A 14767-nucleotide genomic window follows, 5' to 3' on the forward strand; every position below is an offset into this window, starting at 1 on the left:
AGGAGAACTTGTCCAAGTGTATTATTAATTTTTATGCGCTCCCGTGTGATTTAGATCTTCACCAAACATACCATCTACAGACACTTTAACAATACTCTCATACTAATAAGTCCTCACAATTTTTTAAAGAATCTTTACAGCAATAGCTACCATAACAGTGACAACAATCACCCCAAATAAAGGTACCTTTTTTAGTAATACGAGGAAAATCGCCACGATTCCCGCTGCAATTCCTACCATCGGTGTCTCTTCGTCAACTTGAAATATACCAGGAATGGTCAATGCACTAAGTACAGCCAATGGTAGATTCTCCAGAAATCCATTTCTTCTATTTTCAACCTCTGACCTCTTAATAAGCAGCAGGGGGGTGAATCGAAATAAGAACGTGATTACACCCATTCCCAAGATCACTAACAACGTCATATTACTTCACTCCTGATCTTATCCTCTTGAGTAGGTACCCATCTGCCTACGCTTGCTCCGATTAACATAGCTATAAGTACAGTAGCTGTTCCTAAGAATGGCTGTAACAACCACGAAGTGATAGCCGCAGAGATACAAATCGCCAGATTTCTCCTATTTCCGAGTATTTGGGGAATAATCAGTGCGATTAGCAAGGCATAGAGTGAAGTATTAAGTGCAGGCAGGATACCTGTAGGAATATAACCTGCAAGCATAATTCCTGCATACGTTGAGATTAATGTGACCGCGTATGGCGGGAACTCTAATCCCAGTAAATAGGGTATGGATTGATTCCCTACTTGCCCTCGGTTTTTTTCTGACATCATACTTATCGCATATACCTCTTCCGTTAACCCGAAGCTAATGATCCCTTTGAAGAATGAGTGGGAGTCACTACTTACCCTTTTTGAGAACGACATGCTGATAAAAAAGTATCTTAAATTGATAATCAAGGTGAGCAGAAGAATAATGGGTGCCGCAGTCCCGGCCGCTAACAGTTGGACACCAATAAACTGACTTGCTCCGGCGTACACTAACGCTGATAACAGAAATACTTCTAAATTCCCCAACGATAGCGCTTTACCAACTAGCCCGAATGTGACACATGCTGGGATATATCCTATTACGATGGGAACGGAATCAATCAATCCTCTTTTCACTTGCCCCATTGTATTCGTCATGATCTATAAAGACCCCCTCACTATGTAATTGAAATGTATGCTTAGGAGAATCCTTATGAATAAAGGACATTTCACAAGTTCCCGCTTCGGTAAATGGTTGTAACAATTCATTTAGAAGAAACGTAGTTGCCTCTACTAGTACTTTAGCTTCTTTATGAACGGCTTCAATTGTAAATAGCATTTGTGAAGATTCCGTGGTGGTCTTAATCGTATCGCTCTGTCTCCAATTCCAACGTCGGGAGTGAGCTCTCTCTACATTATCCGCATAGATGATCTCACCTCGTGCTGGATTCTCATATTCATCAACCTTACCGATGGGCAAATAACGTTCGTTCCCTTCCGCTCTTCGAATGACCAATTCTTGTACATCACAGATGTCACATGAAGCAATCGGAGTGCGACATTTCAGTGATATCGCATTACATAAATCCACTAGGGTATTAATCCTTGCCAATGACCCTTGTTCGATCACCCGCCGAATAAGAGATTCCGCAGCACATGGGTACCTTGTGGGTTTCACTCCAAATTGACTATAAATCCTTCGCCAAGCAGCAATAGTAGGAAGTTCACTGATCGAATCTCTTCGAAGATCAGAATTCATTATTTCTTGTTCCATATGTGTAAGTAACGCATCCACCTCAGGATCTTTGTCCACGTTTATAGCTTTGGGAGTGGCAATCAATCCAACATATAAGTCTGGTGCTATGGAAAAAACATCCTTTGAAAATTCAACTTTCAACTCTCTACTGTTCCCACCATGATAACTACGCATTTGATTCATACAGGCGTCCTCCTTAACTCGACTATATGTCAAATTATACCTCAATTATATTATATTTATAAATAACCAATTTCAAATGAATACACCATACCACTTTTTGTGACTATAATTAATAAGATCAATGAGAACGATATGGAGAGGAAGGATCAAATGAAATTTATGCCTTCGACAAAAAGTAGACACTGGTTCCTCTGGATGGTCACTTACGGATTCATCTTGTGGCTGCTACTAGGCCTGCATCGTTTCGCCTTTCTGGGACAACAACTAGATATTATCATTCTCCTGCGTTTTGCTCTGTCTTCCTTCATTATCTCCGGTATACTTAATGGATTCGGATGGCTTGGCGCGCGTCTTGTATGGCTCATTACCACTATCGGGATTGTAATCGGTCTTGTACTTATGTTCCTGTACACTAATAGAGATATGTCGGGCTGGGAGGATCTCGCTGGCTTTCTGACTTTCGCGGTGTTTATGTTGGGCGGGTTTATTCTTGGTTTATTGATGGAAGGGATATATCTCCTAATGAGAAGAACCTGAAGGAGATTTCTCCCTCAGGTTCTTTGTCTCAAGCAATCAAGTTATTATTATTCTTCATCTTCTACTTCATATACACATCGGAAGCGTTCTACACCTGGATGAATTTCGCCTAGACTATACACAACAAATCCAATATTTCGATAAAAGTCTACTGCTTCTTCATCCGTCTCCACGATAATTTGAGATGGATTTCTAGTCTTTATTAACTCAAAGAATATCCCTCGTCCATACCCCTTTAGTCGATTCTCGGGCAATACAGCCAAATGATGAACCGTAACAATTTTTGTATCATCCATCTCATAGCCGATTAGCCCTACCAATAACTTCTCGTCTTCAAATCCATAAAGCTGCAAAGACTCGGTCTCCTCATACTTCTGTATGGCAGCATCCAAAGACTTATCATCTGGAAAAACAGCATAGGAAAGCAGTTCTGCCACTTCCTGCTTATGAATATAAGATTTAACGTTTAGCAACATGTTGTATACCTCCAGCCCATTTGTTCTAGTTAATAGCTCATACGTTACTTTAATAGGTTTGATGAAGAATATCAACTTTCCTTCACAACGTGATTATGAACAAATCTCTGTAGGGATGAGAATACGTCGGTTGAAGGTTCCAACCCCACTTCTTTTAACGCGTGAATAACTCCCCCTACAACGGGTACAACCTGTGCATCACTGAAAATATAGTTTCTTCCAGTAGTATTAGTGATACTAAGTTGCTTCAATACAGCTTTTTTCATATATGTACTTAATAGAACACTCCCTATCAATGACACTCGGATATCCGCTGAAAGGAACGAAGATCCCACTAGAGAAACACCCATGACCACCGATTCTGCAGCACGATCACACACTTGACATGCTAACGGAACTCCACATTCTGCAGCTACAGTCACGTGAGGTGCAAGATGCCCAAAGATACGATTCCTAACCTTAGCGTCCTCATAGAACCCTGTAGCACCCATCTGTGCCAGCTGATGTACATCATCCAACTGAAAGAAATCCAACACTTCTCTCACGAAGGAGAGATCAGCCTGAACATATCTACCTGCAATGATTCGGTGAGCAGCATCGTATCCTAGAAACCTTGCAGCAGCAGGTGCATATTGTTCAAATTGATAATTACGTTGTTCTTTCCCCTGCTCATTCCGTCCATAGATGATAGAGCCCGTACCACAGATCGCGACAATCCCCGATTCTCCGAGAAAAGCTCCCACCTGTGCGGGAAACGCATCATTTACTGCATTTATAGTTCCCTTTATACCAGTAGCCGCAAGCTGCTGATTCGCCCACAAATAATCCTTCTCATCATCAAGACCAGCTAAGCCCGCTGTTAGAGATGCAACATCACCTGCTGTACGCCCGGCAACCTCAAGAGCTTCACGAATACCATCTTGAAGATGACGATCCGCATCTTGATGATGATAGGGATTAGACCCTCCTGTCTCGATATAAGAAAGGGCATGTCCACTCTGATCCACGACAAGAATACGTGTATGGCTTCCACCACCGTCAATTCCAACAATGACTTTTGTATTCAACGAATTCAGCTCCCTTATTATGTAGAAAATCTAATTATACTCCATGAGAAGGAACATGTAATCCTATTGGCATCTTGATTGTGGTCGATATACCTTCTCCTCATGTATAATGAATACTAATAACCAAATAGGGATGAATGATAAAAATGGCTTTTGGAATAAACCGTGAAGAATTATCGCAATGGAAAGCAGCCGTGAACAGAGGGGAAATTGCTTATCTTACTCATTACTGGATCGATCCTCGATTCCCTAAATTCAACACAGTGACCAAGGTAGGTTGTGCTGACGTGACACGTTTATCTGAATGGTGTATCGCTAACGGATTGCCACCTAAATATATTCATCATCGTACTATGTTTCCTCATTTCGATCTCCTCGGTCCTAAGCAGAGGGAAATATTAATCCAAGAGAAGTTGTGGGAACAGTTGGAACGTTTCAGGATGATGTAACGAATCAGACGTAACGACAGTGACACAACAAAGGCAGCATTAGACTTGATTACCAAGTTCAATGCTGCCTTTATCTATTCCAGGTTGTTCATAAGTATTCAGCCATTACGGCTCTTATTTCTGAATAATATGCTGGACACGTCCAACCTGTCCACTGGTTAAACGGACTTTAATTCCGTGAGGGTGCTTCGGAGAATTCGTCAGTATATCCTTGACGGTTCCTCGAGTTAACTTACCTGTTGGTTGATCTTGCTTCAGTACAATATCTACCTCAAGTCCTGCAGTTATTGTAGATCGTAGTTGACCATTCATTTCTGTTCACTTCCCAATTTATCATTTACTTTCTGCTGAAAGTCCTAATTTCTTCAAAAGTCCAATAGCTTGCTTCTTCTCTTCCTCATCTAAACCTTCTACAGAATTAACTATAATGTTCTTATGTTGAGGAAATACATCATCCATGAAGGCTCTTCCTTCTTCTGTTAGATCTGCAAATATAACGCGTCTATCATCTGGAGATGCAATTCTCACAAGTAGGTTCTTATTCTGTAGTTTATCCGCTACATAGGTAATGTTTCCGCTTGAAATAAGGACCTTCTCTCCTATCTTCTGTAACGGTTGAGGGCCCTTATGATACAACAATTCTAGCACACCAAATTCTGTAGGGTTCAATCCGTGACTTTGAATACTGCGAGTGGAATGAGCTATTACTGAATTATAGGCCCGCACTAGCACAATAAACAAATCGAGTGAAAGCTCATTGTTACTTTTGTTCTTATTAATCTCTACCACAAACTCTACCTCCAAATATATTATCTTAGTTTAAAGATAATCTAAAGTGGAGCTATTGTCAATCTTAGTATGTCTTTTTCACTAGATCCGTGAGACTCTTGAATACATAGCCCTGCTTCCTAGCATCATCAACAATCCGTCCCATCGCTTCTGCATTATCTTTAGAAACCGAATGAAGTAATATGACAGCGCCGGGATGTAGTTGATTCATCACTTGAGTATAGGCGTATTCTGATCCTTTTTGGATTTGGATATCCCAATCTTTATATGCAGCAGACCAGAATACATTGGTATAACCTTCATTTCGGCTAGATTCCAACATAGCTTCATTAAAAATACCCCGAGGAGCACGGAGAAGAGTCATTTCCTTCTGGCTCGTTAAATTCGCTACAGCATCCTTCACCTTGGACAACTCATCTTTCAATTGAGCGCTAGAAATTTGAGTAACATCGGGATGACTCCATGAATGGTTCCCTATAAGATGACCCTCAGAGACCATTCTTTGGACCAACTCCGGCTGGCTTTTCACATAATGTCCCGTCACGAAAAAGATCGAGGGTACTTTCTTTTCGTTAAGAACATCTAAAATTTTTGCTGTATACCCGTTCTCATAACCATTATCAAAGGTCAAGTAAATCTCTTTTTGATTCGTATCCCCAAGAAAGATCGCTTCATGTTTTTGTAATATGGATTTGAACCCTTCTTCATTAATGGATGGAAGTTGTCCGTCTTTACTTTTCTTGAATCCAAAGTGATAGGGACGTTGATCCGTAGTACCTGCATCTGCTCTTGTCTGTGTATATCCGAAAGCCAATATCATGCATGCGATAAAAAGAAGAACTGGACGTTTCATTACAAATATTCCACCTCTGCACAAGATTTCAAGGTCATGAACCAAGTTAGAGGTAATATTCCACGTTCTCTCCTAAGATATGTAACGTTTGAATAATCGTCGTAATATGCCGTATCCTATCCATACTCCGATAACATTTAAGATCACATCATCAACATCAAAGCTTCCTACACGTAACAACATTTGGGATAGTTCTAGCAACATCACGACAGGTACAAAGATCAGCATTAATCTCCAGCAGGATCTCAGTCTTGTAATAATAATAGGAAGTATCAGTCCAAAAGGTACAAACACACCCATATTTCCGAATAAATTAATGATCCATGTCCGATTGGGTAAATGATTGATATTCCGAATATATAGCCAAATCGTCTCAAATGGTACTATGTTATACCTAAGCGGTCCACCAGAATGTCTAACCCGTCCAAAACCAACAAACATCCAATACAAGAGACACACACTATAACAAAAAATCAGAATCGTTAATATGATATTTCGAGTTCTTCTTTTCAATCTACGCACCCTCATTTACGTTCCAATACTTCTATACTACCATCCCTATGGCCAATAATCGCCAGATCAGCTTGTCCGATAAATAATCCATTGTCCACGATACCTGGAACACCTAGTATTTCATTATGTAGTTTAAGAGGAGCTGCAATAGATCCAAAACTGCAATCCGCGATGTAATTTCCATTATCCGTAATGAACAAATGTTCATCATCCGTGCGCAACTGAGCACGGCAACCAAGCGCCTCTAAAGCTTTAAGTGTCCAATCTACTGCAAAAGGAATAACTTCAATCGGTAGAGGAAATTGTCCTAGTGTTTGTACCCTTTTACTCTCATCTGCAATAATAATAAGTTTTGCGCTATGATATGCCACAATCTTCTCTCTAAGAAGCGCACCCCCGCCACCTTTTATCAAGTCTAGATCTGTATTGATTTCATCTGCTCCATCAATCGTTACATCCAAACCATCCAATTTTGTAAAAGGTATGATCGGGATCCCAAGTTCAACGGCCAGCTTCTCTGAAGCTTTAGAGGTTGCGACAGTCTGGATAGATAGCCCTTCCTTCACTCGTTCTCCTAACTTCTGAATAGCCCAATAGGCTGTTGATCCCGTTCCCAATCCAACTTTCATACCGTCTTTGATATATTGTACAGCGTGTTCAGCGGCAATTCTCTTCATATTCATCCCAGTTCACACTCCTAAGAATAGTCCATATTCATGAATTTCGTTGATCTTATTGATCATTTCCATTCGGATGCTCTGTTAGCACCTGTTCTAATCGAGTTAAAGCTACCTTCTCATCCTCATTCATCGCTAAATCGAACATAGCCACACCCGACAATAAACTTCCTTTCCGCTTGGCGTGGCGAATATTATGAAGCATAACATTCTCAGCCTCATAAAGTTTCAGTTCACCACGTTTGCCAGTAACCCGGCAGAGATAGGCCTGAGATTCTCGTTCTTCAACGATATAGGAAGTCTGAAACAAAACAATAAGTGATAATGAGTCCTGATCTTCCCATTTGTCAGTCATATGAACTGTATATTGCAATGAGGATGGGCTTGGTCCTTGATCCTCATTCTTCTTCTCTGCAATGATCTGTGAATTCTTCCGTGCTAATACACCGGATACAACCAGTAGTATGATACCAACTACTAATGCAATATATATCACGCCATACTCCCCCTTTTTCATTCATGATGTCTATACAGTTTAACACGAGAGTAGGCAATTAGAAGATTAATCCGCTTAATGCAAACAATATATTCATTATAAAATGTAGAATGATAACGGGGACTAGCCCTTTTGAACGGATGGCGATTCCTCCTAATAACATACCGAATATAGAGAATAAAGCACATACACTCCATGGGAACCCTATTGAATAATGATACATTCCAAAACCAATACTAACGATGATGAGTCCCCAGCCCTCACCTAACATATCAACGAATCGACTGAGAATGAGCCCGCGCCATAGTATTTCCTCTAGTACAGAATTAATTAGCGCAAATAGGATACTAGCCCACAGGAGAGTATTGATATTTGCCGGGCTAACATCAATGACGAAACTAAATGAAAGAATAACAATACATGAAGCAATCAGTAGAAATCTCCAAATCGGATCCTTCACTCCATGCCATATCAAAGGAAAATGAATACTTTCTGTAAAGCTCCCCTTGGCCATATAATCTGTCGTAGTCTTGTCCATCTTCTTAAAGAGAATGAACGGAACAACCCATCCAATGAGACTCAGTCGAGAACATGCAATGATTAATTCCCTAGGAAATTCTAGAAAGATAAGATAATCAGTTATACAGGAATTCAAACTGACGGTTATCCAGTAACCCAGGGCATAGAGAGCACTTAAGAAAGAAACGGCACGAATACGACGAGTTACAGGTTTATACAGGTTAATCCCACATAGGATGATTATCCATCCCAAACTGATATAACCCGTTGTTAATTGAACCAAGATTACCGTTCCAACAAAAATAATAAACATAGCCATGAAAGAAATACTTGAATTATTCTTTCCATATGTAGACGTCAACATTAACCCCTAATTTCTCTTCGGTTGAAGGTTTATTCAAGTAAGGATGGTAAGCCTTCCCATCTTAAAATTAGGAAGCTCGATTGTCAAGGAAACTAATGATTGAAAAAACTGAAAAAGGGAACGGTTTCCAGCCATTTAAGCTGATATCCGTTCCCCAGTTATATTAAATTCTCTCTAACCCCCATATTTCAGAAGCATATTTACGAATTGTGCAATCACTTGAGAACTTCCCGGAATGTGCTATATTTATGATGGATTTCCGTTGCCACTTCTTCGGACTACGATAGGAACGATCAATCTGTTGGTGTGCTTCAATATAACTTGCGAAATCCTTAAGTACAAAATACTCATCATTAGTACTCATGATCGAATGAAATATGTCCTCGAATTCATATCCATTTAGACCGAAGTAACCTGGAGACACTAATTGATCCATTACTTCCCGTACACGCGCATCACTGTGATACACATTCTGCACTGTATAACCACCATGCTCATAGTATTCAAGTACTTGATCGGATTGTAAACCGAAGATAAACATATTAGCGTCCCCGACCATGTCATGCATCTCCACGTTAGCCCCATCCATCGTTCCAATTGTCAGTGCACCGTTCATCATAAATTTCATATTTCCTGTACCAGAAGCTTCCTTACTAGCCGTTGAAATCTGTTCGCTGACATCCGCAGCTGGAATAATTTTCTCTGCTAGCGATACAGAGTAGTTCTCCAAGAATATGACTTTCAACTTCTGATTCACTTTTCGGTCTCGATTGACTTGATTAGCTACTACATTAATAAGTTTAATAATTCTTTTAGCCAACCAATAGCTCGGTGCGGCTTTAGCTCCAAAAATAAACGTGCGCGGGATTCTGTCTATCGCCGGATTTTGTTTCAATTGATTATACAAATACATGATGTGCAAGATGTTCATCAACTGCCGCTTATAGCCATGCAGCCTCTTCACGTGAACATCGAAGATAGAGTATGGATCAACGACCATTCCCTGTTTGTCATGAATATAAGATGCAAGTTTCAATTTGTTATGCTGTTTAATGGCCCGAGTTCGATCTTGGAAGCCACTGTCCTCGCTGTATTTCAATATTCCGACCATCTCTTCTGGAGAATCCATCCACCGTGTGCCTATGGACTCATTAATTAGATTAGAAAGTGCTGGATTAGCATGCAACAGCCAACGTCGATGTGTAATTCCATTCGTCTTATTATTGAAACGGTTTGGATACAGATCATAGAATAACTTCATTTCGCGTTTCATCAAAATATCAGTATGAAGTGCCGCCACACCATTCACGCTGTAACTACCTACAATAGCCAGGTTCGCCATTCTCAATTGCTCCCCATCAATAATCGACATCTGTGGCACGATTTCTGGTTGATCCGGGTATTGCTTCATCAGCATGCCACAGAACCTTGTATTGATCTCCTCAATAATCATGTAAATACGTGGGAGTAGTTCCTTCAGCATAGAAACAGGCCATTTCTCAAGTGCCTCGCTTAAAGTTGTATGATTCGTGTAAGAGACTGTTCTCGTAGTTAAGTCCCATGCTTCAGCCCAACCCAACCCTTTTACATCAATTAATATCCTCATCAATTCAGGAATGACAAGTGTAGGATGTGTATCATTAATGTGGATAGCTACCTTTTCAGGCAAATGCTCAATAGATAATCCAAGCTTTTCAAATGTACGCAGAGCACTCTGTAGACCTGCTGAACATAGGAAATATTGTTGTTTGAGTCGGAGTAGCTTTCCTTCATATTGCGAATCATCAGGATATAGAAATTCAGAGATAGAATCAACGGAACAATCGCTCCATATCCGTAAAGTATTAACATGCTCCCCGCCATACCCTATGATTGGCATATCATAAGGTATGGCAGTGACCGCTTCATAATTATGGGTCTCAAATACTAATTCACCGTTCTCCACAGTTATTTCTACATTCCCCTTGAAGCGTACCTCCACTTTTTTATCCGGTCTACGTACTTCCCATTCATTCCCTTTCTGAAGCCAATAATCTGGTAATTCCACTTGATTTCCTTCAACAATTTTCTGTTCAAATAGACCATATTTATATCGTATTCCACAGCCATGTCCCGCATACTGTAGTGTAGCTAAAGAGTCTAAGAAACAAGCTGCAAGTCGGCCTAATCCTCCGTTTCCTAAACCTGCATCTGACTCCTCTTCCTCAATTTCCTCAAGATCCCATCCTAACTCCTTAAGACCATCCCTTACAAGCTCAAGCACACCTAAATTAAGCAAATTATTACCAAGAAGCCTACCTATGAGAAACTCCATCGAGAAATAATACACCTGTTTTTCCTGATGGGATTGATAATTTCGATTTGTCTCTATCCAATTTCCCCTTGCATACTCATGGATCATACTACTCAGAACTTTATATACATCTTCTTTCTGGGCTTCCATCTTCGGTTTTCCCAATTTACTGACCAGATTCTCCTGAAAGAGTTGCTTAAACGCTTCTTTGTTGTTAAACATATTGGCATCCCTCCTGGGGGGTGATCTTTCAGATGCTGCTACTGTAACTACATGAGATCGCTTATAGGAATATTATATGTATACGTTTGATTGATCTCTTTCGTGATGAATATGTAATGTTCAAAGACTAAAAGTTAAGTCGAAGGATCATACACTTCTATACCTTCATTCATTTTCGGTTAGCAATTCCTTAAGATACGTGCAAAAAGGACCGAATCGATGACGTATCATCGGAATCGGCCCTTCTCTTCGTACAGTATTTATCGTGCTTCTATGGAACATATTGTTGAACAATTCGAACTACAACACCATCTTCTATCGTCAAATGATAAGGGAATTGACTTAAATCCATGAACTCGTTATTCTCGAATACCGATTGAAACTTATTTAGAGATATAGGCTCATTCCAGATGATATCCATTCCTTCATAGGTACCGTCACGATCATAAATTTGCATCAGTACTTCGACGTTGTCTGATACTTTATACGTTGTCAGTTCTTCGTTGTCATTTAGGATGTAGTACCCATCTGGCGGACCATCTAGATCACCTGTATCTTGTTCACGTTCGAGGAATACTTTGCTTGCATCTTCACCTTCATACCATTGAATAGCATCTGCCTCGATTAACATCTGATCCTCTTTATGTACAAGTAACGTGATATAAGCTGTAACTATATCCTGCTTCACCTGTATTGGTTGATTAGCAACTGCACTGGCAGATGTAATAAAGGGTAAAAGGATAACTGTCATAATCATCATAATTAGGGCGGATTTTTTTCTCATGAAAATTCTCCTTTGGCTGCATATTCATTACATAACATTCAAATTCTATACTATATGATTCCCCTGTGGAGTAAACTTCAAACACTAATAATTACCATGAACAACTCTTTCATAACTATAAACGATTCAAAATGGCAATACGTTGCAATATAGTTACATAATTATTTAAATATTGTACCTTCTTTAACTTAAGAATAACCCTCCGTAACAACGGAGGGCTTGTGCTTCCAATATACCATTAATTTATATTAGGGATTATCAACCCAAGTGTGACAAGGCTAGACAATCAGTCATGTTTCAGCCGTTCGAAAATACTGAGCAAGTACCCCATGCTTTGGAGAACATAAGAAACTAATCATAAATACTAGACCTGTTGCAAAAGCCATTGAACCTGAGATCGAAGTATCAAGGAATACCGCTATATAATATCCACCAATCGCAGATAGAACACCAAATGCTCCACTCAGAACTAACATGATCGACAATCGATCTGTCCATAAATAGGCAGCTGCTGCGGGGGTAATCAGCATCGCCACAACCATAATGGCTCCCACAGCATCAAAAGCAGCGACAGTTGTAACGGATACTAGTGTCATAAACAGATAATGCATCAATGCTACTGGAATACCAATACTTGCTGCAAGCATCGGATCAAAGGACGTGATCTTCCATTCCTTATAGAAGGCGAGAATCGCAAAAAGTACGATAATTAATACGATAACAAGGATTAAGGTAGCCTCAGGTATGTTACCAAACCAAGGCAATGATACAACATTCCAAGGAACGAATGTAATTTCTCCCATAAGTGCATGCTTCACATCAAGATGTGCATTCCCTACCTGAGTTGCAATCATAATGACCCCAATGGCAAATAACGTAGTAAATACAACACCAATCGAGGCATCTTGCTGCACTCCACGTGCATTAAACCATTGAACTAGCACCGCTGTTAGAAGCCCAGCAATAATCCCGCCTACCATCATGTGCCAACCGCTCAGTTCACGTGTAATCAAATAAGCACTGACAATACCAATTAACACCGAATGACTGATCGCATCTGCCATCATAGCCATTCTTCGAAGGATAAGAAATACACCCATCAATCCACAAGATAATCCAACGAGGGATGCCGTGAGTAGAATCCATGCGGCATACGACATATTATTCCCCTCCTTGCTTAAGTTTAAATTGTGAAGAGACATGCGCTTTTCTCTGTGTGCGAAGTTGCAACGCTTGAATCAATAGCCCCTTCTGGGCACCAAACACAAGTGAGATAACAAATAATGTAGAGGAAGTCACAATAATAAATGGTCCCGTAGGCCATCCCTTACCCAGCGTACTAATGATCGTTCCAGCCATTCCAGCGCCACCCCCAAATAGAGCAGATAAGATCAGCATCCATTTGAAGGATTGTGTCCAGTATCTTGCGCTGACTGCTGGTATAATAAGTAGTGCTGACATGAGAATAACGCCAACAACCTGAATTCCTGTAATAATGACAAGCACTAGCACCGTTAAGTAAATAGCGTTCATCAGTCGACCTGAAAGTCCGAGCCCTCTTGCGAAATCAGGATCGAATAGAAATATCTTCCATTCCTTGTATCCGATAAATAAAACCAATATGACCAGTACTGCCAGCAAGAGCATCGTGTACACATCTTTCCGAACCATAGAGGCCGCTTGCCCAAAAATAAAACTATCTAACCCACTTTGATTCCCTCCTGGCATTCGGTTTACCATCGTAAGAAGCATAATCCCAAGTCCGAAGAATACAGACAGAATGATACCCATCGCTGTATCCTCTTTAATTCGGGTTGAGGAACGGATCCATTGAATGAGGAAAGCTGCAATTATCGCACTGATCGCCGCACCTGCCATCATCACCGGTAAACTCTTCACACCGACCAGCGCAAAGCCGATAACAACGCCTGGAAGAGCGGCATGGGATAAGGCATCGCTCATCAGACTTTGACGTTTCCAATAGGCGAGACAACCCATCATGCCCGATGCCATACCCAGAATTAATGTACTAAAAATAACCCATTGTGCATTATAAGAAAGTATAATATTCATGTTGCTGCCTCCATCATCCAACGGAGTGTTCCTCCATAAGTTTGATAAACATTGTCCTTTGTAAAAACCTCCCTTGTTGTGCCATGAGCTATAACTGTACGGTTTAACAACAGCACATGATCGAAATAATCCTCGACTGTTTGCAAGTCATGATGTACGACCATCACTGTTTTCCCCTTCATTTTCAACTCATTAAGAATCGTCATGATCGCCTGTTCCGTAGCTGCATCTACCCCAGCCAATGGCTCATCCATGAAGTATAGATCGGCTTCCTGCACAAGGGCCCGAGCCAAGAATACACGTTGTTGCTGTCCACCAGAGAGCTGACTAATTTGACGCCCAGCATAATCAGCCATCCCCATTTTCTCAAGCGACTCCATCGCCTTTTCCCGATGCTCACGCTTCGGCCACTTCAGCCAGCCAACTCTTCCGTACAACCCCATTAACACAACATCAAGAGCATCCGTTGGAAAGTCCCAGTCGACAGATCCACGCTGTGGCACATATCCCACTCTCGTTTTCATCTTGTTCAACGTCGAACCGAAGAAAGCAACATCTCCAGTAAGTCTAGGATGCAATTCTAACATCACTTTCAACAATGTAGATTTCCCTGCACCATTGGGACCTACAATACTCGTCAATGAGCCAGATTGCACATTAAATGACACATCATTCAACACTTTATTTTTCCGATATGAAGCCGTTAGATCATTTACATTTAATACGTTCATA

19 protein-coding genes are annotated in these 14767 nt (G+C 40.6%); 2 read left to right on the plus strand and 17 right to left on the minus strand.

Features of this window, described 5'->3' with window-relative positions:
• Positions 1–123: 123 nt before the first annotated feature.
• Genes AC1TO8_RS02675 through AC1TO8_RS02685 form a run of 3 tightly spaced genes read right to left on the minus strand, consistent with a single transcriptional unit; the run spans position 124 to position 1923 of the window.
• The gene (locus tag AC1TO8_RS02675; RefSeq protein WP_482054060.1) at positions 124–423 is read right to left on the minus strand and encodes an AzlD domain-containing protein; all 300 of its coding nucleotides are present in this window, start codon (positions 421–423) and stop codon (positions 124–126) included.
• Positions 420–1142 carry an AzlC family ABC transporter permease gene (locus AC1TO8_RS02680; RefSeq protein WP_482054061.1) on the minus strand — a complete coding sequence of 241 codons (723 nt, stop codon included), beginning with the start codon at positions 1140–1142 and terminating at the stop codon, positions 420–422. The genes AC1TO8_RS02675 and AC1TO8_RS02680 overlap by 4 nt, the downstream gene beginning before the upstream one ends.
• Complete coding sequence (locus AC1TO8_RS02685; RefSeq protein WP_482054062.1) at positions 1102–1923, minus strand: B3/B4 domain-containing protein; 822 nt, start codon at positions 1921–1923, stop codon at positions 1102–1104. The genes AC1TO8_RS02680 and AC1TO8_RS02685 overlap by 41 nt, the downstream gene beginning before the upstream one ends.
• A gap of 99 nt (positions 1924–2022) precedes the next feature.
• Here AC1TO8_RS02685 and AC1TO8_RS02690 point away from each other — a divergent pair, with 99 nt between their 5' ends.
• Positions 2023–2460 carry a hypothetical protein gene (locus tag AC1TO8_RS02690; RefSeq protein ID WP_482054063.1) on the plus strand — a complete coding sequence of 146 codons (438 nt, stop codon included), beginning with the start codon at positions 2023–2025 and terminating at the stop codon, positions 2458–2460.
• Between the two features lie 47 nt (positions 2461–2507).
• Here AC1TO8_RS02690 and AC1TO8_RS02695 read toward each other — a convergent pair whose 3' ends face one another.
• Positions 2508–2936, minus strand: a complete 429-nt coding sequence (locus AC1TO8_RS02695) for a GNAT family N-acetyltransferase (RefSeq protein ID WP_482054064.1) — start codon at positions 2934–2936, stop codon at positions 2508–2510.
• Between the two features lie 71 nt (positions 2937–3007).
• Positions 3008–4003, minus strand: a complete 996-nt coding sequence (locus AC1TO8_RS02700) for an N-acetylglucosamine kinase (protein ID WP_482054065.1) — start codon at positions 4001–4003, stop codon at positions 3008–3010.
• 146 nt (positions 4004–4149) lie between these two features.
• Between AC1TO8_RS02700 and AC1TO8_RS02705 the strand changes: the two genes are divergently transcribed.
• Positions 4150–4452, plus strand: coding sequence for a hypothetical protein (locus tag AC1TO8_RS02705; protein ID WP_482054066.1), 303 nt, complete (start codon positions 4150–4152; stop codon positions 4450–4452).
• Between the two features lie 114 nt (positions 4453–4566).
• Here the strand turns inward: AC1TO8_RS02705 and AC1TO8_RS02710 are convergent, their stop codons facing one another.
• The 12 genes from AC1TO8_RS02710 to AC1TO8_RS02765 all read right to left on the minus strand — a co-directional run bounded on the left by AC1TO8_RS02710 (position 4567) and on the right by AC1TO8_RS02765 (position 14766).
• Positions 4567–4764 (minus strand): YwbE family protein, encoded by a 198-nt coding sequence (locus AC1TO8_RS02710; protein ID WP_458631200.1) that lies wholly within the window; start codon positions 4762–4764, stop codon positions 4567–4569.
• A gap of 21 nt (positions 4765–4785) precedes the next feature.
• Positions 4786–5232 carry a MarR family winged helix-turn-helix transcriptional regulator gene (locus AC1TO8_RS02715; RefSeq protein WP_482054489.1) on the minus strand — a complete coding sequence of 149 codons (447 nt, stop codon included), beginning with the start codon at positions 5230–5232 and terminating at the stop codon, positions 4786–4788.
• Between the two features lie 73 nt (positions 5233–5305).
• Positions 5306–6094, minus strand: coding sequence for a delta-lactam-biosynthetic de-N-acetylase (gene pdaA, locus AC1TO8_RS02720; RefSeq protein ID WP_482054067.1), 789 nt, complete (start codon positions 6092–6094; stop codon positions 5306–5308).
• A 72-nt stretch (positions 6095–6166) separates the two neighbouring features.
• On the minus strand, positions 6167–6607 hold the full coding sequence (locus AC1TO8_RS02725) for a VanZ family protein (protein WP_482054068.1): 441 nt from the start codon (positions 6605–6607) through the stop codon (positions 6167–6169).
• 11 nt (positions 6608–6618) lie between these two features.
• A complete protein-coding gene (gene rpiA, locus AC1TO8_RS02730; protein ID WP_482054069.1) occupies positions 6619–7290 on the minus strand; it encodes a ribose-5-phosphate isomerase RpiA in 672 nt (223 codons plus the stop codon).
• 49 nt (positions 7291–7339) lie between these two features.
• Positions 7340–7780 (minus strand): hypothetical protein, encoded by a 441-nt coding sequence (locus AC1TO8_RS02735; RefSeq protein ID WP_482054070.1) that lies wholly within the window; start codon positions 7778–7780, stop codon positions 7340–7342.
• 58 nt (positions 7781–7838) lie between these two features.
• The gene (locus tag AC1TO8_RS02740) at positions 7839–8663 is read right to left on the minus strand and encodes a CPBP family intramembrane glutamic endopeptidase (protein ID WP_482054071.1); all 825 of its coding nucleotides are present in this window, start codon (positions 8661–8663) and stop codon (positions 7839–7841) included.
• 163 nt (positions 8664–8826) lie between these two features.
• Positions 8827–11178, minus strand: coding sequence for a glycogen/starch/alpha-glucan phosphorylase (locus AC1TO8_RS02745; protein WP_482054072.1), 2352 nt, complete (start codon positions 11176–11178; stop codon positions 8827–8829).
• Between the two features lie 271 nt (positions 11179–11449).
• Entirely contained in the window at positions 11450–11962 is a 513-nt protein-coding gene (locus AC1TO8_RS02750; protein WP_482054073.1) for a hypothetical protein, read from the minus strand.
• Positions 11963–12252: 290 nt separating this feature from the next.
• Entirely contained in the window at positions 12253–13122 is an 870-nt protein-coding gene (locus AC1TO8_RS02755) for a metal ABC transporter permease (protein WP_482054074.1), read from the minus strand.
• A 1-nt stretch (position 13123) separates the two neighbouring features.
• Positions 13124–14035 (minus strand): metal ABC transporter permease, encoded by a 912-nt coding sequence (locus AC1TO8_RS02760; RefSeq protein WP_482054075.1) that lies wholly within the window; start codon positions 14033–14035, stop codon positions 13124–13126.
• Complete coding sequence (locus tag AC1TO8_RS02765) at positions 14032–14766, minus strand: metal ABC transporter ATP-binding protein (RefSeq protein ID WP_482054076.1); 735 nt, start codon at positions 14764–14766, stop codon at positions 14032–14034. Before AC1TO8_RS02765 ends, AC1TO8_RS02760 begins: the two co-directional genes overlap by 4 nt.
• Between the last annotated feature and the right edge of the window lies 1 nt (position 14767).

The organism is Paenibacillus sp. Y859 (assembly GCF_056786405.1).

Excerpts from the sequence above, each read along its gene's own strand:
- rpiA (WP_482054069.1), bottom strand. The coding sequence starts at position 7,290 with ATGAATATGAAGAGAATTGCCGCTGAACACGCTGTACAATATATCAAA.
- AC1TO8_RS02685 (WP_482054062.1), bottom strand. The coding sequence starts at position 1,923 with ATGAATCAAATGCGTAGTTATCATGGTGGGAACAGTAGAGAGTTGAAA.
- AC1TO8_RS02705 (WP_482054066.1), top strand. The coding sequence starts at position 4,150 with ATGGCTTTTGGAATAAACCGTGAAGAATTATCGCAATGGAAAGCAGCC.
- AC1TO8_RS02745 (WP_482054072.1), bottom strand. The coding sequence starts at position 11,178 with ATGTTTAACAACAAAGAAGCGTTTAAGCAACTCTTTCAGGAGAATCTG.
- AC1TO8_RS02760 (WP_482054075.1), bottom strand. The coding sequence starts at position 14,035 with ATGAATATTATACTTTCTTATAATGCACAATGGGTTATTTTTAGTACA.
- AC1TO8_RS02755 (WP_482054074.1), bottom strand. The coding sequence starts at position 13,122 with ATGTCGTATGCCGCATGGATTCTACTCACGGCATCCCTCGTTGGATTA.
- AC1TO8_RS02675 (WP_482054060.1), bottom strand. The coding sequence starts at position 423 with ATGACGTTGTTAGTGATCTTGGGAATGGGTGTAATCACGTTCTTATTT.
- AC1TO8_RS02765 (WP_482054076.1), bottom strand. The coding sequence starts at position 14,766 with ATGAACGTATTAAATGTAAATGATCTAACGGCTTCATATCGGAAAAAT.
- AC1TO8_RS02740 (WP_482054071.1), bottom strand. The coding sequence starts at position 8,663 with ATGTTGACGTCTACATATGGAAAGAATAATTCAAGTATTTCTTTCATG.
- AC1TO8_RS02710 (WP_458631200.1), bottom strand. The coding sequence starts at position 4,764 with ATGAATGGTCAACTACGATCTACAATAACTGCAGGACTTGAGGTAGAT.
- pdaA (WP_482054067.1), bottom strand. The coding sequence starts at position 6,094 with ATGAAACGTCCAGTTCTTCTTTTTATCGCATGCATGATATTGGCTTTC.
- AC1TO8_RS02750 (WP_482054073.1), bottom strand. The coding sequence starts at position 11,962 with ATGAGAAAAAAATCCGCCCTAATTATGATGATTATGACAGTTATCCTT.
- AC1TO8_RS02695 (WP_482054064.1), bottom strand. The coding sequence starts at position 2,936 with ATGTTGCTAAACGTTAAATCTTATATTCATAAGCAGGAAGTGGCAGAA.
- AC1TO8_RS02680 (WP_482054061.1), bottom strand. The coding sequence starts at position 1,142 with ATGACGAATACAATGGGGCAAGTGAAAAGAGGATTGATTGATTCCGTT.